The following is a 19167-nucleotide window of genomic DNA, read 5'->3' as shown; positions in this document are numbered from 1 at the left end:
CCAAGGGCCGATGATCTTCCTTTTTTGCAACCCGGTTATCCGCGTGGATGAGCTCCGCTGGAATTGCCGCTGGCATTGAAGGAAGCGATGGTTCAAGAAGGTTCAACGACAAGCGGTTGTTTTCCTTCATGTCCTCCATCCGCCCGCTGATCCCGCTCCTGCTCGCCGCCGGCATCCTGCTTGGCGGCAATGGGCTGCAGAGCACGTTGATCGCGCTGCGCGGCGCGCAGGAAGGGTTTTCCGCCTCCGACATCGGGTTGATGGGCACCTTCTATTTCGCCGGCTTCCTGCTCGGCTGCCTGGCCATCACCCGCATCTTGAAGGCGGTTGGCCATATCAGAGCCTTTTCGGCACTGGCGGCAATCGCCTCGGTCGGCACCCTGCTGCTGGTGCTGGTTCTCGATCCGGTGATGTGGTGCGCGGTGCGCTTTGCCGGCGGGTTCTGCTTTGCCGGGCTGTTCACCATCGTCGAAAGCTGGCTGAATTCCGGCGTCAGCAACAACGACAGGGCGCGCGTGCTGGCGATCTACAGGATGGTCGACACCGGTTCGGTGACGGGCGCCCAGTTCCTGATCCCGGTCTTCGGCGCCGGCGGCTTCACCATCTTCGCCATCATGTCGATCATGATCACGCTCTCGCTGGTGCCGGTCTCGCTGGGCGACCGCTCCAATCCGACGCCGCCCGAGGACGTCAAGCTCGACCTGGCGCGCGTCTGGCGGATTTCGCCGCTGGGCTGCTTCGGCTGCATGGCCGTAGGTGTAACCAACAGCGCCTTTCGCACATTGTCGCCGGTCTATGCCGAGCAGATCGGCATGTCGGTGGCCGATGTCGTCACCTTCGTCAGCGTCGGCATCTTCGGCGGCGCCATCATCCAGTATCCGCTCGGCTACCTCTCCGACCGCTGGGACCGGCGCCGGGTGCTGTTGATGACCACCTGCTGCGCGATGCTTTCAGCACTGGCGCTGGTGTTCATCGCCGGCAGCAATCCGCTGCTCAACTTCGTCATCATCTTCATCTTCGGCTGTTTTGCCATGCCGCTCTATTCGCTGTCGGCGGCGCATTCCAACGACCGCGCCGACACTGGCGAGTTCGTGCTGATCAACGCCGCCTTGATGTTGTTTTATTCCTTCGGCGCCATTGGCGGACCGTTCGCCGCTTCGACGGCGATGCAGTATTTCGGACCGAGCGCGCTGTTCGTGTTCAGCGCCGTCGTCTATGCGATCTTCATCGCCGTCATCCTCTACCGGATGCAGGCTCGTTCTGGCGTGCCGGCAGGCAAGCGCAGCCGGTTCACCGCGTTGTTGCGCACATCGACGATTTTCGCGCGGCTGGCCAGAAGAAACGGCGATTCCGATGGGCCGGGAAGCCCATGACGATGGCGCCAAAGCTTGACGAAAGCGCTTCCGGCTGAAATCTAGGAAGACCTTACTCCTGTCAAAAGCGATTTGATGCACGTCATCACCACCCAGAAAGAACTCGAGACCGTTCTCGCCGCTTTCGAAAAGTCGGATTTCGTCACCGTCGACACCGAATTCATTCGAGAAACGACCTTTTGGCCGATCCTGTGCCTGATCCAGATGGCCTCACCCGGCGTGACGGCGCTGATCGACCCGCTGTCGCCCGAGATCGACCTGACGCCGTTCTTCAAGCTGATGGCCAATGAGGCGGTGGTCAAAGTCTTCCACGCCGCAAGGCAAGACATCGAAATCATCGTCCATCTCGGCGATCTCGTTCCGCATCCGGTGTTCGACACCCAAGTCGCGGCGATGGTCTGCGGCTTCGGCGACAGTGTTTCCTACGATCAGCTCGTGCAGCGGATCACCGGCGCGCGACTCGACAAGTCATCGCGCTTCACTGACTGGCGCCACCGGCCGCTTTCCGACAAGCAGCTCGACTATGCGCTGGCCGACGTCACCCATCTGATCGAGGTTTACCAGCATCTCAGCGCCGAGCTGGTGCGTGAGAACCGGGCTCACTGGCTGAACGAGGAGATGGATGTCCTGACCTCGCGCGAGACCTATGATCCGCATCCCGAGGACGCCTGGAAGCGGTTGAAGATGCGGCTGCGCAAACCGCAGGAACTGGCGATCGTGCAGGCCGTGGCCGCATGGCGCGAACGCGAGGCGCGCGAACGCGACGTACCGCGCGGCCGCGTGCTCAAGGACGACGCGATCTACGAGGTCGCGCAGCAGGCGCCGCGCGACGCGGCAGCCCTTGGCAAGCTACGCACGACCCCAAAAGGCTGGGAGCGCTCCTCGACGGCGACGGCCCTGCTAGGCGCGGTCAACGCCGCGCTTGCCTTGCCCAAGGAGCAGATGCCGAAGCTGCCGAAGAACTTCCAGCCGCCCGAAGGCTCGAGCGCAGCCGCGGAACTGTTGAAAGTGCTGCTCAGGATCGTTGCCGAAAAGGAAGGCGTCGCCTCGAAAGTGCTGGCCTCCAGCGACGACATCGACCGCATCGCGGCCGAGGGCGAGGAGGCCGACGTGCCCGCCCTGCAAGGCTGGCGGCGCGCGGTGTTCGGCGAAGCCGCGCTGAAGCTGGTGCGCGGCGAGATCGGCTTCAAGTTCGACAAGCGCAAGATCGCGGTTTTCGACCTCTAGGCGCTTACCCGCTTTGCGGCGACCCTCCCGCACAGGAGGTAAGCAGATGCTTACACGGCTCCGAGCAGATGCAATGCAAACCAGATCCAGGCGAGCGCCAGCACGGTAGCACCGAGGAAGAAAGAGCGGCTGCGCAGCCGCAGATTGTTGCTGGTCAGGTGGACCCAGGCGTGGAAATAGCGCGACGCGACAAAAATCCACATCAGCGCCAGGGTCAGGAAGTTGACGCCGTTGGTCACGTGCAGCGTCAGGCACAGCACGTAGAACAGCACCGGCAATTCGAACTGGTTGATGAGATTGCTGGCAACGGTGATGCTGGAGGCCGGCTCGGTCGAGCGCACCTTGTACTGACCGACCTTGGCTTCACCTGACCTGACCGCCCCGTATCTGCGGTGACCCAGGACGATATAAACGATGTAGATCAGCAGCACCTGCGCCAGCAACGGCCAGAAGATCGTGGTCTGGTTCATGAACTGCCCTGCCCCGTTTTGGCGTCACGCCTGGTGTTTCTGGCCCGCCAGCCAGAAAGCGGCGATGACGGTCAGCGGGACGGCGAGAAGCGCGAATTTGGTGACGATCAGCGCTGACGCGAGAGACAGCGAATCCGGATTGGCCGACAGGAAATCGGACAGCAGGCTCGCCACCGCGATGTTCTGGGCATAATCGGCCAGCGTGTAGGGCAGCACCAGAATCAGCGCGAAGATCGACTGCAGCTGCCCCGGCAACACGCGGAAATTGTTCAATCGCCGGCCGGTGGCCAGGATCAGGCTGACCAGTGTCACCGACAACAGCGCCGGGAACAGCAAATCAAAGGTCAGATAGTGCCAGACGAGAATGATCTCGCCGCCGCGCCGGCCGAGCGCCGTCAGCCAGGCCATGCCTTCGTCCGGCGTGAAGCCGAGAAAGCGCATATCAAGCGACGCCAGGCCGCCGCTCAATTGGCGGAAATAGAAGAATTCCAGCACCGTCATGGCGATGAAAACCGCCGCCGACAGGAAACAGAGCGCGGCGGCGTGGCGCGACAGCCGCAGGATCGTTGCGGTCAGGTTGCGCCAGAGCCCGTACGGATCAGGCTCCGCCGGGATAATTCGGGCTTTCGCGGGTAATCGTGACGTCATGGGCGTGGCTTTCACGAAGTCCGGCGTTGGATATGCGTACAAAAGTGGCGCGTTCGCGGAAATCGGCAAGATCGCGACCGCCGACATAACCCATAGCGGCTTTCAGCCCGCCTGCAAGCTGGTGCAGCACGCCAGACACAGGTCCTTTATAGGGAACTTGCCCCTCGATGCCTTCCGGGACCAGTTTCAGCGTGTCGCGCACCTCGGCCTGGAAGTAGCGATCGGCGGAGCCGCGCGCCATGGCGCCGACCGAGCCCATGCCGCGATAGGCCTTGAAGGAGCGGCCCTGATGCAGATAGACCTCGCCCGGGCTTTCATCGGTGCCGGCCAGCAGCGAGCCGATCATGGCTGCACTGGCGCCGGCGGCGAGCGCCTTGGCGAGATCGCCGGAATATTTGATGCCGCCATCGGCGATCACCGAGACGCCTGATTTGTGCGCCGTCTCGACCGCCGACATGATGGCCGAAAGCTGCGGCACACCGACGCCGGCGACGATGCGGGTGGTGCAGATCGAGCCCGGGCCAATGCCGACCTTGACGGCATCCGCACCGGCGTCGATCAGCGCCTGCGTGCCTTCGGCGGTTGCGACGTTGCCAGCCAGGATGCGAACCGAGTTGGAGAGCTTCTTGGCGCGCGTCACTGCGTCGAGCACACGCTGCGAATGGCCGTGCGCGGTGTCGATGACCAGAAGGTCGACGCCGGCATCGATGAGACGTTCGGCGCGCTCGAAACCGTCATCGCCGACGCTGGTGGCGGCGGCGGCGCGCAAGCGGCCCTGCGCGTCCTTGGTGGCGTGCGGGTTGAGCTGCGACTTCTCGATGTCCTTGACGGTGATCAGCCCGACGCAATTGCCTCGGCTGTCGACGACGACCAGTTTTTCGATTCGGTGCTGATGCAGGAGGCGCTTGGCCTCGTCCTGGTCGACATTCTCTTTGACCGTGATCAGGTTCTCACGCGTCATCAGTTCGTAGACCTTCTGCGTCGGATCGGACGCGAAGCGCACGTCGCGGTTGGTCAGGATGCCGACCAGCCGACCGACCTTCTGGCCGCCGGTGCCGCCATTCTCGACCACCGGAATGCCCGAAATCGAATAGGTGCGCATCAGCGAAAGCGCGTCAGCAAGGGTGGCGTCGGGGCCGATGGTGACGGGATTGATCACCATGCCGGATTCGAACTTCTTGACCTGCCGCACCTGCTCGGCCTGCTCGGCCGGCGAGAAATTGCGGTGGATGACGCCAATGCCACCGGCCTGGGCCATGGCGATGGCAAGTCGCGCTTCGGTGACGGTGTCCATCGCCGCCGACAGGATCGGCACATTGAGGTCGATGTCGCCGGCAATGCGCGTGCGGACATCGGTCTCTCCGGGCATGACCTCGGAATGACCGGGCTGCAGAAGCACGTCGTCAAAGGTGAGCGCCAGTGCGCCGGTGGACGTTTCGATGATTTTTGCCATGGCCAGTCCTCGGAATACAAAAAAGCGCTTGACCAGGATGGACAGCGCCGACTCGTCTTCTTCCCTTTCAGGATTGGCGCTGGCTCGTAACACGTCCCGCCGCCGATGAAAAGCCGATGATTTCACGCTCCCGTAAAGGTGACGTGACGCCGAACGGACGTCATCCGCGGTTCCGGTCGCACAAAAGTGACAGCAAATTAATGCGACATCCCCCCCAAGCCGTGATAACCGCCCTTCGTGTCGGCTTGCCCCCAAGGTCGGCAAGCAATTGACGACGAAACATCCAGTCCGGACGCGTTCCTTGAACCGCACCATTCCGCTCATACTGGCGGTCGCACTTTTCATGGAAAACATGGATTCGACCGTCATCGCCACGTCGCTGCCGGCGATCGCCATCGACATCCACACCAGCCCGATCGCGCTAAAGCTGGCGCTGACGGCCTATCTGGTGTCGCTGGCGATCTTCATTCCGATCAGTGGCTGGATGGCCGACCGCTTCGGCGCCAAGAATGTCTTTCGTGCCGCAATCGCGGTCTTCATCGTCGGCTCGATCGCCTGCGCGCTTTCCGGTTCGCTGCCGGCTTTCGTGGTGTCACGTTTCCTGCAAGGCATTGGCGGCGCCATGATGACACCGGTCGGGCGACTGGTGCTGGTGCGCGCGACACCGAAAAGTGAACTGGTCGCGGCTATGTCCTGGCTGACCGTTCCGGCGCTGGTCGGGCCGCTGGTCGGACCGCCGATCGGTGGCTTCATCACCACCTATTTCACCTGGCACTGGATCTTCCTGATCAATGTGCCGATAGGCCTGATCGGCATCTGGCTGGCGACGCGTTTCCTGCCGCAGACCGAACCAACACAGAACCCGCCACTTGATTTCATTGGCTTCGTGCTGAGCGGTCTGGCGGCATCGGGTGTGGTGTTCGGCCTGTCGGTGGTCAGCCTTCCGTACTTGCCGCCGCTCGTCGGCATCATCACGGTAGGGGTCGGCCTGGCGTCGGGGGCGCTCTATTTGCTGCATGCGCGCCGCGCCAAAAACCCGCTGCTGGCGCTAGAACTGTTCCGCAACCAGGTGTTCCGCTCGTCGGTGCTGGGCGGCTCACTGTTCCGCATCGGCATCGGCGCCGTGCCGTTCCTGCTGCCGTTGATGTTCCAGATCGGCTTCGGGCTGACGCCCTTTCAGTCGGGGATGATCACCTTCGTCTCGGCGATCGGCGCCATCGGCATGAAATTCGTCACCGCGCTGATCTTCCGCGTCGCAGGCTTCCGCCGCGTGCTGGTCGTCGGTTCGCTGGTCGCCGCGGCGTCGATTGCCATCAACGGGCTGTTCACACCCGACACACCCTATCTGCTGATGCTGGCCATGCTTCTCGTTGGCGGCTTCATCCGCTCGATGTTCTTCACTGGCGTCAATGCACTTGCCTATGCCGAGGTTTCGGCTGAAGACACCAGCAAGGCGACGCCGATTACCGCCGTCTTCCAGCAGCTTTCGATCGCGCTCGGCGTGGCGCTGGCCGGCGGCATCCTGGAAGTTTCGACGTCAATCCATGGCGGTCCGCTTTCGCTGGACGACTTCCACATCGCCTTCTTCATCGTGGCGGCTGTATCGGCGGCGGCGGCGCTGTCGTTCGTGCGGCTGGCGCCCGATGCCGGCAACGCCATCTCCGGCCATGGCCGGCTGAGCACGCCCAAGACGCTGGAACCGGTGAGCCCGCCTGGCAATTGATGCCGACCCGGAAGGCAGCCGTCAGCCTTCGGACCGCTCCTGCTCAGCGCTTTCAACCTGGGCACCATCCGGCGCCGTGCGTCCCTTGAAATCCTTGGCCAACAGATAGAGCTCGACCGATTCGTCGCGCGACGCCGGCGGCTTGACGTGATGGACCGAGCGGAAATTGCGCTTGAGCATGGAGAGCAGTTCGTTTTCGGCGCCGCCCTGGAAGGTCTTGGCGAGGAAATGCCCGCCCGGCTTCAGGACCGACAGCGCGAAATCGGCCGCCACCTCGCACAGATGCATGGTGCGGATATGGTCGGTCCTCTTGTGGCCGGTGGTGGGTGCCGCCATGTCGGACAGCACGACATCGGGGTCGCCGCCCAGCGCCTCGGCCAGCTTCTGCGGTGCCAGCGGATCGAGGAAATCCATCAACAGCACCGGCGCACCGGGAACGGCATCCATTTCCAGATAGTCGATGCCCACGACATGGGGCTTGTCGGCTGTCGATTTCGTGCGCGCCGCCGCGACCTGGCACCAGCCGCCGGGGGCAGCACCCAGATCGATCACCTTCATGCCGGGTTTCAGCAGATGATGCTTGTCGTCGATCTCGATCAGTTTGTAGGCCGCGCGCGAGCGATAGCCATCCGCCTTGGAGCGCTGGACATAGGGATCGTTGATGTGGCGCTGCAGCCAGCGGCGCGACGATTCCTTCAGGCCGCTCTTCTTCTTGATCCGCGTCTTCAGCACGCGAATGCTCGCAGACCCTGGTTTTTCCGGTTTCTTGGTCATTGCCTAATTTCTTGCCTGAGCATGGTCTCTGCCGAAAACCGGTCGCCACTTTTCGGGATCATGCTCTGCCACGTCCATCGTTGCGCCAGACGCCGTCATCGGCCATCAGTTCGCTCAATATGCCCTCGCGCAGGCCACGGTCGGCGACGCGCAGCCGCTCCGACGGCCATACCGCGCGGATCGCCTCGAGGATAGCACAGCCGGCCAGCACCAGATCGGCGCGATCAGCCCCGATGCAAGGGTTGGCGCAGCGCTGCTGGAAATCCCAGCCGACCAGCTTTTCGACCATGCGATCGACGCTGTCGCGGTCCATCCACAGCCCGTCGACGCGCCGGCGGTCGTAGCGTTCGAGGTCAAGGTGGACGCCGGCCAGCGTCGTCACCGTGCCCGACGTGCCGAGCAGATGGAAATTCGGACTGGCCTTGAGATGGCTCAACCGGTCGCGGCCGTCGAAGCTGGCCAACCGGCCGGCGACGTCGTCGACCATGGCGGTAAAGATCTCGCGTGTCACGATGCGGCCGCCGAAACGCTCGGCCAGCGACACGACGCCGACCGGCAGCGACGTCCACGACACGATATGGTGAGCGAGCCGCGGCGAACGGTGGCCGCTGAGGTCGATCAGCGCGATTTCGGACGAACCACCGCCGATGTCGAACAGGACGACGCCTTGCGTGTCGCGCTCGACCAGCGAACCGCAGCCGGAAACCGCCAGCCGCGCTTCGGTCTGGCGATCGATGATCTCGAGCTTCAGACCGGCCTCGCGCTCGACGCGATCGAGGAATTCAACGCCGTTTTCAGCCGAGCGGCAGGCCTCGGTGGCGATCAGCCGGGCTTTTCTGATCTTGCGGTTGCGCAATTTGTCGCCGCAGATCTTCAACGCCTCGACCGCGCGGTCCATCGCCGGCTGGCCGAGCCGGCCATTGGCGGTGAGCCCCTCGCCCAGCCTGACGATGCGCGAAAAGGCATCGATGACGCGGAACTGGCCATGCCGCGTCGGCACCGCAACCAGCAGCCGGCAATTGTTGGTGCCGAGGTCGAGTGCCGCAAACACCGGAAGCTCCTGCAGCGGCGGCCGGTGGGCGCCCGGTTCGTGCCGTGCCGGCGCAACCGCGGGCAAGGCCACCGAATTGGGAAGTTTTGTCGCCTCGGCTGCCGAAGGGGCGTTGCCGGGCACAGGCGATCGATTCCCTATTGGATGCGCCTCATCGCGCGCAAAAACCTTGCGCCCGCGCCTTCGCTTGCGCCGCTTCTTGGGCTTGCCCTTCTGGTTATGGGTTGCGTCGCTCGCCTGCCCGTCGGCGGAGCGGGACTCCGTCGGGCGGCTTTGCCGCCATGAGCCTGCTGGCCCTGGGGAAGCGCTGGACGCACCCACCTCCGGCGCGCCGGCGCCGGTGTCGCGGTCTTCCACTGTCGTTCCTTCCAGCACCGCGCGAACCGATGACGGACGCAGCAGGCGCTTTGACGTGTTTTAAGTTGCCGCCAGACTAACAGTGCCGCGCCCGATCACCAAGAGCCGCGCGCTCAATTTTGCCGGCTCGGCGCGTGAACCGCCTTTGAGGCCGTGCCACGCAATGTACCCGTAAGCCTCGATTGGTAGGCGCAATGCCGGCTGGCGTCCTGTTGGGCCGCCCTCGACGCAGACAAATCCTGCTGGCTGCCGCAACGCAAAGCGTTCGCGGTTGAATAGCCGGCTTCAATGAGGCATTTCTGAAATGAGCGTAAGAATCCGGCGCAACCGGCCTCTCGACAGCAAAGGAAGCGGACCCGCAACGCATGGCAATCAGGCAATGAACTGGAGACGCTATTTCTGGCCGGTCGTCGGCATTGCGGCGGTGATTTTCTCGCTGCTCCTGCTCTGGCACGAACTGCGCGGCATCTCGCTCGACGATGTCTGGGGCGGCATATCGGCGATTCCGGCTCGCCGCTGGATTCTCGCGGCGCTGTGTTCGGTCGTCGCCTATGCCTCGCTCGCCGGCTACGACCACATCGCGCTCTTGCATATCGGCAAGAAAGTGTCGTGGCTGTTCGTCACGCTCTGTTCCTTCACCACCTATGCGCTGTCGCACAACATCGGCGGGTCGGTGTTCTCCGGCGCCGTCATCCGCTACCGCGCCTATGGCACCAGGGGCCTGACCGGCCAGGATGTCGGCGTGCTGGTGGCGATCTGCTGGATCACCTTCGTGCTGTCGACGATTCTCGCCTCCGGCCTCGTATTGGTCTTCGAGCCTGAGATTCTCGACCGGTTTTCCGGCATCGCCCATCACGGCCTGTCGGAAGCGGCGGGGATCGTGATGCTGCTGCTCGTCGCCGCCTACATATTCGGCAGCTGGCTGCATCTGCGCCCACTGAAGATCGCCAGCTTCCAGTTGCACTATCCGGCGCTGCCGATCGTCGCGCGGCAATTGCTGATCGGCCCGGTCGAACTGCTGGCGGCGGCTGCGATCATCTTCTTTGCCCTGCCATCTATCCACAATCCCGGCTATTTTGTCGTCCTTGGCGTTTTCCTGGTCTCGTTCTCGATCGCGCAGATCTCGCATGCGCCGGGTGGGCTCGGCGTGTTCGAAGTGGTGTTCCTGGCGGGGCTGTCCGACATGGATCCGGTCGGCGTGCTGGCGGCCCTGCTGGTGTTCAGGCTGTTCTACCTGGTCATCCCGCTGATTCTGGGCCTTGGTATCGTGCTGTTCTTCGAACGGTCGCAGTTCAGCCGAAGCGAGTCCTGAAGCGCAGGGTTGGACCCCAGGCCGGCGCGAAGCCTGAACATGACATCTGAAACCACCTGACGAAACCTGCCATTGAACCGCTCAGCAGGCTTGACTATTTTCCGCTGGCGGCTACAAGGCAGCGCTCAAGCGGCTTGGCCGCTCGGCCCGCACGGTTCATGACCGCGCTTGCTGGGGAATAGGTTAACGGTAGACCCACGGACTCTGACTCCGTTAGTCCTGGTTCGAATCCAGGTTCCCCAGCCAAGTTTTTACCCAATTAAATCAAGCTGTTAAGGAACATGATGGCGACGGAAACGTGTTGCATGGGGTTTCCTGCCCTGTAGCGCGCAAACGCTTGCTTTCCGGGCATGTCCCGTCCCGTCCCTTGCTGTCCATGCAACACGACTGCAACACGGAATAGTGGATTTGTTCCCGCCATGTTCGCATAGAAAAAGCCCCGTCCGGTGCCAATAGTCGCGGTGCCATTTCTTTCCTGCAACTATCGGCAGGTCCACGCGACATGGACGACACGGGGTTGGTTAAAGGCAGCATGGAAAATAATCTATCTGGGTATGCAGATCTGGTGGGGCTCGTTCTCGTTACGGCCGGCATTTACTGGGCCGCGACGTCGCGCGGAAGACAGCGTTTTGACGCCTTGATGGAGATTTCGCGCATGTCAGAGAGACTGGGCAGGCCAATACTAAGGCGGTTGAGGAGAACACGGCCGCGATCCGTGACCTTATAGGCAAGCTGGACGAGCAGAAAGGTTAGACCCGCCACCGTGAGGCAGCGGGCTCGATCGTGTCGCTGGATAAAGAAAGGCCCTGAAGCCGAAGCCGCCGTCAATTATAGCCAGTTTGAAACCACGGACTGGTGTCATCATACCCCAAGCGCGGATTATAATGATCCAGGAAGTTGGCCCCATTTGACGGTCGCGCAAGCACGGTGCCTGTCGATTTGCAATCCAGTTTCGGGGTCGGCTTGCTGCCAGCCTTCATATGAGCTGCAGAACACGAGGTTGCAGCCTGAGCTGTGGCCACCTTTTTCTTCTCTTTCGCAACAGCTGCTCCGGTGGCGGCCAATGCCATTGCTACGCCAAAGACAACGAGTTTCATTGAAACGCCCTCACCCTTGTACAATCCGATATGATTGCGCCCAGTTACCGCAACGTCAATCACCTTTTGTCGGCAACGACGGCGAACAGTGCCAGTAAAAAGAGCCCGCCACCCGCCCGCCCCAAGAGCTTGGGGCAGGTGGACGTTCAAGCGACGGTTAGCTCTTGCCAATCGCGTCGCTTTGGCCGCAATCTCGGCGCGAAGAGCCGCTCATCGGATGTCGGCGTGATGGGGATTTTGCCATGACCCGAGATCAGATGCTCGCCCACCTCCGATCCGCCGACGCGGTCGCGCGCGAGGCGGCGGCGCATGGGCACCATCCGTTCGGTTGCGTGCTGGTCGGGCCGGACGATCACGTGCTGATGCGGCAGGGCAATCTCGACACGGTGCGCCATGCCGAGACCGAGCTCGCCCGGCGCGCCGCGGCGACCTACGAGCCGGAGTTCCTGTGGCAATGCACGCTGGTCTCGACCGGTGAGCCCTGCGCGATGTGCACCGGAACACTCTACTGGGCAAATATCGGCCGGCTGGTCTACGGCTTCGAGGAGAGCAAGCTCCTGGCGCTTACGGGGAATCACGCGGAGAATCCGACGATGAGCCTCTCTTCGCGCACCGTACTCGACTCCGGCCAGAAAAAGATCGAGGTCTTTGGCCCCTTCCCCGAAATCGCGGACGAGCTGATCGCTCCGCACCGCGATTTCTGGAAGCGCTGACGTGGTGTCCAGCCCTCGGCCGGAGCGCTCTGTAATCTCACTGTGACCAAAGCGCTCGGAGAACTCGGGGGCTTAATGGATCGCTTCAACCTCGGCAGCTACCGCCGCCCCATCTCTACCCGCTCGGCGGAAACCCAGCGCTGGTTCGATATCGGCCTGAACTGGTGCTACGGCTTCAACCATGAGGAAGGCATCAAGTGTTTTGAGAAGGCACTCGCAACGGACCCTGATTGCCCGATGGTGCATTGGGGCATCGCCTATGCCGCCGGACCTTTCTACAATCTGACCTGGAAGGAGCATGGCGAGGCCGAGGCGAACAGCGCGACGAAGCGCTGCTTCGAGCATCTTCAACTCGCACGCGCCAATGCGGCTTCCGCCAGCGAGGTCGAAAGGCGACTGATCGAGGCGCTGGCCTGCCGATTCCAAAAACCGCATCGGGTGACGCCCCCGGAATTCGAGCAGTGGGATGACGCCTACGCCGCCGCGATGCGGCTGGTCTATCAAAGCTTTCCCGACGACCATGACGTGATGGCGCTGCTGGTCGAGGCGCTGATGATGCGCACCGTGCGGCGGCTGTGGGACCTCAAGACCGGTGCGCCGGCGCCGAACTCGGACGTGGTCGATGCGCTCGCGGTTTGCGAGCGGTCGATCCAGCTTGCCGACGAAGCGGGCATTGCGCAGCATCCGGCGATCGTCCACCTGCACATCCATCTCCTGGAAATGTCCACCATGCCGGAACGCGGCATGCGCTCGGCCGACCTGCTCGGAGAAATGTGCCCCGATGCCGGGCACATGAACCACATGCCGGGTCACATCTACGTGCTGTGCGGCGCGTACGAGAAGGCCAAGCTCGCCAGCGAGAAGGCGGTTCGCGCCAACGACCTCTATCTCGCCTATGCGGACGAGCCGACCTACTATTTGCTCGGCTGCTGCCACGACCTGCATCTGATGATGTTCACCTGCATGTTGCTCGGCCAGTCCAGGCCGGCGCTGTGGGCCGCCGACAAGGTGCGCAGCCTGGTGACGCGCGATGTGGTCTGCCTTCCCGACCGGCCCAAGCTCACCCAGACGGTGGAAGGCTACCACGCCATGAAATCGCATGTTGAGGTGCGCTTCGGCCGCTGGCGGGAAATCATCGACGAGCCGGTGACCGGAGAGCCCGGCCTCTATGTGCTGACGGCGGTCATGCAGCACTATGCCAAGGGTGTGGCGCACGCGACGCTCAGGCATTTCGCCGAGGCGGAACGCGAGCGCGAAAAATTCCACCGGCATCTGGAAGGCATTCCTGCCGAACGGCGCTTCCTCAGCAACCCGACCCGCGCCTCGCTGGCTGTCGGCGCGGCTCTCCTCGATGGCGAGCTTGCCTATCACCAAGGCCGCCATGAGGAGGCGTACGTCCATCTGCGGCAAGCGGTCGAGCTTGACGACAATCTGTCCTACACCGAGCCGTGGGCGTGGATGCACCCGCCGCGCCATGCGCTGGCGGCGCTGCTTCTCCACCAGGGTCACGCACAAGAGGCCGAACAGGTCTATCGCGACGATCTGGGCCTGAGCGGCAAGGTGCAGCGCTGCGCCCAGCACCCGAACAATGTCTGGGCGCTGCACGGGCTGGTGGAATGCCTGAAACGACGCAGCGAGACCGAAGAACTGCCGGCGCTGCAGGCAAGCCTTGCCGTTGCGCTGGCCAAGGCGGACGTGCCGATCAGCTCGTCCTGCCTGTGCAGGACGAGCGTGCAGTCAGCGCCCAGCTGCTGTCACTGAGCCCCGAAGCTACCCCAGCCACTTCTCATAGTCGGACACCAGCAGGTGCACCGGGGCGACATCCTCGTCGATGTTGGAGAAACGGCCGATCTGCTCGCGGAACACATTGTCGGTGAGATCGTCATTGACGGTCGACACCTCGCCGATCAGCACATCCTTGCCCTCGGCCCAGAAGGCGTGCCAGACGCCGGGCAGCAGTGTGACGCTCTGGCCCGGATCGAGCTTCAGGAGCCCGCCCGCCGGCAGCCTGTGGATGGTTCCGTCGACTGGCACCGACACCTCGGCCTTGGGATCGATGCCCCCTTCGCGATCGTGCATGAACAGTTCCAGCACCAGCTTGCCGCCGCCGCGATTGATGATGTCCTCGGCCTTGATGTTGTGGCGGTGCATGGGCGACAGCTGGTCCTTGCGCGAGATCATGATCTTCTCGGCATAGAGCATGCCCATGCCCTTCTTCATGTCTTCGTAGCGGCCGTTGCGAACGGTGAACAGGAACAGGCCGAGTTCATCGAACTTCTCCTGGCCGTAATCGGTGATGTCCCAGCCGAGCCGTGAGGTGAAAACCGCCGAGGAATCGACCTGGCGCGCCTTCGCCTCCTGCGGCGACCAGTAGGCGAAGGGCGGCATGATATAGCCGAACGAGCGGATGAAAGCGTCGGCTTCGCGGATGATGTCGTTGATGGCGGAGCGTTTCATGATCATGGTCCTTCGTGTCGACTTTTCCGACATTCGCATAGCCGAAGCCCGATGCGGTGTCGATCCATCTTGCCGCCCTGCCCTGCCTTTGCGGCGTGAGCGCATGGACCACAAATCCGCTGCGCTGGCCGCGTGACATCACGCGCTTTCAGGATCATAAACCCAGCGGATTTCCATGGGGTGACAGACGATGCCGACCATCCACGATCTCGATACGCCATCGATCCTGATCGATGCCGTGCGCGCCGAAGCCAACATTGCCCGCGCCCAGGCCCATGCCGACAAGAACGGGCTGAAGCTGCGGCCGCATATCAAGACGCACAAATTGCCCTATTGGGCGAAGAAGCAGGTCGCTGCCGGCGCCGTCGGCATCACCTGCCAGAAAATCGGCGAGGCCGAGGTGATGGCCGACGCTGGCCTGACCGATATTTTTCTTCCCTACAACATTCTCGGGCGGGCCAAGCTGGAACGGCTTCTGGCGCTGCATGGCCGTGTCACCCTGTCGGTGACGGCTGATAGCATGGACACGATCGAGGGGCTGGCGGCCACCTTCACCGATGCCGGCCATCCTCTGCCGGTGCTGGTCGAGTTCGACACCGGCATGGGCCGCTGCGGCGTGCAGACGGCGGATGAAGCCGTTGCGCTGGCAAGACAGATCGACAAAGCCGGCGGCCTTGCCTTCGGCGGGCTGATGACCTACCCAGCCGCTGGCCGCGCGGCGGAGGCCGAAGCGTGGCTTGCGGACGTCAGGCAGGCCTTGGCCGCTTCGGGCCTCGCCTGTGACCGCATCTCCAGCGGCGGCACGCCGGACATGTGGCGCTCCAACGAGGCATCGGTCGTCACCGAGTATCGCCCTGGGACCTACATCTATCTCGACCGCTACCAGGTCGCCAAAGGCGTCGGCACTCTCGACGATTGCGCGCTGACGGTGCTGTCGACGGTGGTCAGCCATCCCACAGCAACGCGCGCTATCCTCGATGCCGGCAGCAAGGCACTGTCCAGCGACACGCTGGGGCTCGCCGATTTCGGCGAACTGCTCGGCGTTTCGGGAGCGCGGGTGACCGGCTTGAGCGAGGAGCACGGCACGGTCACGCTTTCAGACCATGCCAAGCTGCGCATTGGCGAACGCGTCCGCGTCGTTCCCGACCATTGCTGCGTCGTCACCAACCTGTTCAACGAGGTCAATCTGATCGACGGCGACAAGGTGCTGGAGACACTGCCGGTGGCAGCGCGCGGACGGATGGGCTAACCCCACGCCAGCGAGTGCTGCCGCCCGCAGCAAGATTTTTTGAGAACTCGCCGGTCGTCAGCTAGCCTGTCGTGCCGCCACACGCCGCATGGCTATAACCCGGCGGCGGCGAATTTCCGTGCGCATCGCCATCAGGTGCAGCGCGAAGAACAGCACCGTGAAGCCGACGGCCATCACCAGCAGCGGCCACAGCAGGCTGGGGTCGATGGTCGGCCCGCCGAGCCTGAACACCGAAGCCGGCTGGTGCAGCGTGTTCCACCAGTCGACCGAGAATTTGATGATCGGGATGTTGATGAAGCCGACCAGGGTGATGATGGCGGCGGCCCAGGCGGCGCGTCCGGCATCGTCAATCGCGCGGGTCAGCGCGATGATGCCGAGATACATCAGGAACAGCACGAAGACCGACGTCAGCCGCGCATCCCAGACCCACCAGGTGCCCCACATCGGCTTGCCCCAGATCGAGCCGGTGATCAGCGCCAGCGCCGTAAAGACCGCGCCGATGGGGGCCGCCGATTTCAGCGCCACATCCGCCAGCGGATGCCGCCAGACCAGAGTGCCAAGTGCGGAGAACGCCATCAGCGTGTAGCACATCATGGCGAGCCAGGCGAAAGGCACGTGGATGTACATGATGCGAACGGTAATGCCTTGCTGGAAATCCTCAGGCGCGGCGAAACTCATATAGAGCCCGACGGCAAGGACCAGTGCGGCGATGGACGCCAGCCATGGCACGACCCTGTCTGCCAGCCCGACAAAGCGCGTCGGGTTGGCAAGATCCATCCAGCCGGTCAGGCGTGAAGTCGTGTCGCTCATGCGGCTCTACATAGACCGCTCGTGCGCTTGGGGCAATCGAGCGGTGGTGTCGCAGCACTTCCCTTCTCCCCTTGTGGGAGAAGGTGGATTGGCGTGCAGCGCCAAGACGGTTGAGGGGTGCTGGAAGAAATAAGCGTTGGTGACCCTGTTAGCCGTGCGTCTGAAATCTCGTTTGCGCCAAGCTGGAACCCCCCTCATCCGACCGAGCTTCGCTCGGCCACCTTCTCCCACAAGGGGAGAAGGCAGAGGCTCTACCTTGTCAGGCGGCTGCTTCCTGCTGTTGCTGCACGGTGCGGCTGAGGCGGCGGACCTCCTCGTCGTTGAGCAGGCCGCCGGCGCGCAGCAGGCTGGCAAAGCGGCCATTGCGCATCGACAGTTCGGCGAAGCCGCCCATCTCGACCACCCTGCCCTTGTCCATGAACACGACCAAATCGGCGTCGCGAACAGTGGTCAGGCGGTGGGCGATGATGAAGGTGGTGCGGTCGCGCCGCAATTCGTCGATCGCTTCCTTGACGCGGTCCTCGGTCTCGACGTCGAGGGCGCTTGTCGCCTCGTCGAGCACCAGGATAGGGGCATCCTTCAGCACGGCGCGGGCAATAGCGATGCGCTGGCGCTCGCCACCCGACAGCTGGCCGCCACGTTCGCCGACAAGCGTGTCATAGCCATTGCTCTTGGACAGGATGAAGTCCTGCGCGGCCGCCGCGTTGGCGGCGGCATGGACTTCGTCATTGGTCGCGTCAGCCCGGCCGACGCGGATGTTGTCCTCGATCGAACGATTGAGCAGGCCCGCATCCTGGAACACGGTGGCGATCGAATGGCGCAGCGACTTGCGGGTCACGCTCCGGGTGTCGATGCCGTCGATCAGGATACGGCCATGGGCCGGCGAGAAGACACGCTGCAGCAGATTGATGAGCGTGGTCTTGCCGGCGCCCGTCGGACCAACGATGGCGACCGTCTGACCGGCCTGGACCTCGAAGGAGACGTCGTCGATGCCCTGGCCCGAATTGGCGAATTCGAAGCCAACATTCTCGAAGCGGACATGGCCGGTGACGTTGGTGAGATCGCGCAAGCCGTCCGGCTCGGCCGCGTCGGCCGCGGAATCCTCGAGGTGGTAGAAGTCCTCGAGCTTGGCACGGGCCTCCGAAATCTGGTTGGCGAAAGCCGACATCTGGTCGAGCCTGGCGATCAGCAACGTGGCAAAGCCGGTGAAGGCGATGACGTCGCCGATGCGCAACTGGCCATGGGTGACCAGATAGGCGCCGATCAGCAGCACCACCATCATCGAGATCGTCGACGACAGACGGTGCAGCGCATTGGCCATCGCCCACCAGTCGAGCACCGGGTTCTGCGCGTCGAGCAGGTTCTTGACATAGCGGCGCAACGTCTCCGCCTCGTGGCCGAGGCGGTTGTAGCTCTGCAGCACGGCGACGTTGGAGACCGAGTCCGTCACATGCGCGAACACCTTGTGGTAGTGGCGCTCAACCGCGGCCTGACCTTCCTTGGTCCGCTTCATCACCAGCCGGCCGATGCCGACATAGAGCACACCGAGCGCCAGCAGCACCATCGACATGCGCAGGTCCATGCTGATCGCGGTCGGGATCAGCAGGAACAGCGCGACTGCCGTCGACAGGTGCTGACGCATGAATTCAAGCCACAGGCTGAACAGCGTCTCGACCGCGCGCAACAGGGTGTGCAGGGCATTGGAGGTGCCGCGCTGGTGGTGCCAGGCAAGCGGCATGGTGATCACGCGCTCGAACGACTGGCAAAGCACCTCGCTGCGACGCTTGTGGGCAAAGCGATCTGCACCGCGCGCCACCAGGACGAAGGCCACGATGTTGAAGGCGCCGAGACCCGCCCACAGGGCAAGCGTGGCAAACACCGAACCGCGTTCGGAAATCGCATCGATCACTCGTCCGAACATGATCGGCTCGAGGATGGCGATGATCGCGAGGGCGACGTTGGCCGAACAGATCAACGCGACGCGTTTCCTGTCTGCGGCCAGATAACCGAGCGCTCGCCAGTAGATTTGCAGAAGGGTCACCCCAGTTACTCCGCCATGCTGTTTATTGTGCACTGCATCATTTGACTCGTATCGGTTGATACGTCGCAAAACAATGGCCGTGTACCTCTTCAGTTCCCAATTCGCGAACAAAAGATGGCGACGTTCCGAAATCTGCCGTGATCACCTAACGGTTTGAGAAGACAGGTAAAATGTCAGGCATGCGGCGAAATCATGGCAGCTGACACGTGCTGCCACAATTTTAATCAACATCGATGTCTGGCGGATGACCAAGGCCGAAACGGCCTTCTACACAGTATAGCGCGAGACAAAAGCGGCCCCGCGCCCGCCAACGGCGACGAGAGACCAAGCCCGGCCGGCCGGGGCGGCGCATGCAGTAGGCATCAAGCCTTTGATTTTATGTGCTTTTCATAGGCACGCCCTTCACCCAAGG

General features: G+C 63.0%; 16 protein-coding genes and 1 tRNA gene. 8 read left to right on the top strand and 9 right to left on the bottom strand.

Features of this window, described 5'->3' with window-relative positions; genetic code table 11:
• The first annotated feature begins 128 nt into the window (after nt 1-128).
• Both AC0ZT5_RS23150 and rnd read left to right on the top strand, forming a co-directional pair.
• Nucleotides 129-1373: an MFS transporter gene (locus tag AC0ZT5_RS23150; protein ID WP_488498330.1), complete on the top strand. Its 1245-nt coding sequence runs from the start codon at nt 129-131 to the stop codon at nt 1371-1373.
• A gap of 75 nt (nt 1374-1448) precedes the next feature.
• Nucleotides 1449-2600 (top strand): ribonuclease D, encoded by a 1152-nt coding sequence (gene rnd / locus AC0ZT5_RS23145; protein WP_477286384.1) that lies wholly within the window; start codon nt 1449-1451, stop codon nt 2598-2600.
• Nucleotides 2601-2650: 50 nt separating this feature from the next.
• Here rnd and AC0ZT5_RS23140 read toward each other — a convergent pair whose 3' ends face one another.
• Genes AC0ZT5_RS23140 through guaB form a run of 3 tightly spaced genes read right to left on the bottom strand, consistent with a single transcriptional unit; the run spans nt 2651 to nt 5171 of the window.
• On the bottom strand, nt 2651-3070 hold the full coding sequence (locus AC0ZT5_RS23140) for an MAPEG family protein (protein ID WP_488498329.1): 420 nt from the start codon (nt 3068-3070) through the stop codon (nt 2651-2653).
• Between the two features lie 24 nt (nt 3071-3094).
• Complete coding sequence (locus AC0ZT5_RS23135) at nt 3095-3718, bottom strand: hypothetical protein (RefSeq protein ID WP_488498328.1); 624 nt, start codon at nt 3716-3718, stop codon at nt 3095-3097.
• Entirely contained in the window at nt 3669-5171 is a 1503-nt protein-coding gene (gene guaB / locus AC0ZT5_RS23130) for an IMP dehydrogenase (RefSeq protein WP_477286390.1), read from the bottom strand. The genes AC0ZT5_RS23135 and guaB overlap by 50 nt, the downstream gene beginning before the upstream one ends.
• A gap of 301 nt (nt 5172-5472) precedes the next feature.
• Between guaB and AC0ZT5_RS23125 the strand changes: the two genes are divergently transcribed.
• Entirely contained in the window at nt 5473-6894 is a 1422-nt protein-coding gene (locus AC0ZT5_RS23125) for an MFS transporter (protein WP_488498327.1), read from the top strand.
• A gap of 21 nt (nt 6895-6915) precedes the next feature.
• Here AC0ZT5_RS23125 and AC0ZT5_RS23120 read toward each other — a convergent pair whose 3' ends face one another.
• Together AC0ZT5_RS23120 and AC0ZT5_RS23115 are read right to left on the bottom strand one after the other, a co-directional pair.
• Nucleotides 6916-7668: an RlmE family RNA methyltransferase gene (locus AC0ZT5_RS23120; RefSeq protein ID WP_477286394.1), complete on the bottom strand. Its 753-nt coding sequence runs from the start codon at nt 7666-7668 to the stop codon at nt 6916-6918.
• Nucleotides 7669-7726: 58 nt separating this feature from the next.
• Nucleotides 7727-9076, bottom strand: a complete 1350-nt coding sequence (locus AC0ZT5_RS23115; RefSeq protein ID WP_488498326.1) for a Ppx/GppA phosphatase family protein — start codon at nt 9074-9076, stop codon at nt 7727-7729.
• Nucleotides 9077-9455: 379 nt separating this feature from the next.
• On the opposite strand from AC0ZT5_RS23115, the gene AC0ZT5_RS23110 reads away from it, so the two are divergent.
• A complete protein-coding gene (locus tag AC0ZT5_RS23110) occupies nt 9456-10388 on the top strand; it encodes a lysylphosphatidylglycerol synthase domain-containing protein (RefSeq protein ID WP_488498325.1) in 933 nt (310 codons plus the stop codon).
• Between the two features lie 172 nt (nt 10389-10560).
• Nucleotides 10561-10634: transfer RNA gene (locus AC0ZT5_RS23105), tRNA-Gln, on the top strand.
• 578 nt (nt 10635-11212) lie between these two features.
• On the opposite strand, the gene AC0ZT5_RS23100 is transcribed toward AC0ZT5_RS23105, so the two are convergent.
• Complete coding sequence (locus AC0ZT5_RS23100; protein WP_488498324.1) at nt 11213-11485, bottom strand: hypothetical protein; 273 nt, start codon at nt 11483-11485, stop codon at nt 11213-11215.
• A 242-nt stretch (nt 11486-11727) separates the two neighbouring features.
• Between AC0ZT5_RS23100 and AC0ZT5_RS23095 the strand changes: the two genes are divergently transcribed.
• Together AC0ZT5_RS23095 and AC0ZT5_RS23090 are read left to right on the top strand one after the other, a co-directional pair.
• Complete coding sequence (locus AC0ZT5_RS23095; RefSeq protein WP_477286402.1) at nt 11728-12198, top strand: nucleoside deaminase; 471 nt, start codon at nt 11728-11730, stop codon at nt 12196-12198.
• 75 nt (nt 12199-12273) lie between these two features.
• Nucleotides 12274-13959, top strand: a complete 1686-nt coding sequence (locus AC0ZT5_RS23090) for a hypothetical protein (RefSeq protein ID WP_488498323.1) — start codon at nt 12274-12276, stop codon at nt 13957-13959.
• A 9-nt stretch (nt 13960-13968) separates the two neighbouring features.
• On the opposite strand, the gene AC0ZT5_RS23085 is transcribed toward AC0ZT5_RS23090, so the two are convergent.
• Nucleotides 13969-14655, bottom strand: coding sequence for a D-lyxose/D-mannose family sugar isomerase (locus AC0ZT5_RS23085; RefSeq protein ID WP_488498322.1), 687 nt, complete (start codon nt 14653-14655; stop codon nt 13969-13971).
• Between the two features lie 190 nt (nt 14656-14845).
• Between AC0ZT5_RS23085 and AC0ZT5_RS23080 the strand changes: the two genes are divergently transcribed.
• Nucleotides 14846-15904 (top strand): D-TA family PLP-dependent enzyme, encoded by a 1059-nt coding sequence (locus tag AC0ZT5_RS23080; RefSeq protein WP_477286407.1) that lies wholly within the window; start codon nt 14846-14848, stop codon nt 15902-15904.
• Nucleotides 15905-15961: 57 nt separating this feature from the next.
• Here the strand turns inward: AC0ZT5_RS23080 and AC0ZT5_RS23075 are convergent, their stop codons facing one another.
• Together AC0ZT5_RS23075 and AC0ZT5_RS23070 are read right to left on the bottom strand one after the other, a co-directional pair.
• Complete coding sequence (locus AC0ZT5_RS23075) at nt 15962-16714, bottom strand: heme ABC transporter permease (protein ID WP_488498321.1); 753 nt, start codon at nt 16712-16714, stop codon at nt 15962-15964.
• Between the two features lie 259 nt (nt 16715-16973).
• Nucleotides 16974-18755 (bottom strand): glucan ABC transporter ATP-binding protein/ permease, encoded by a 1782-nt coding sequence (locus AC0ZT5_RS23070; protein WP_488498320.1) that lies wholly within the window; start codon nt 18753-18755, stop codon nt 16974-16976.
• Between the last annotated feature and the right edge of the window lie 412 nt (nt 18756-19167).

The sequence above is a fragment of the Mesorhizobium sp. CNPSo 4670 genome (assembly GCF_057784235.1).
This window is presented reverse-complemented; position numbering and strand designations above follow the sequence as displayed.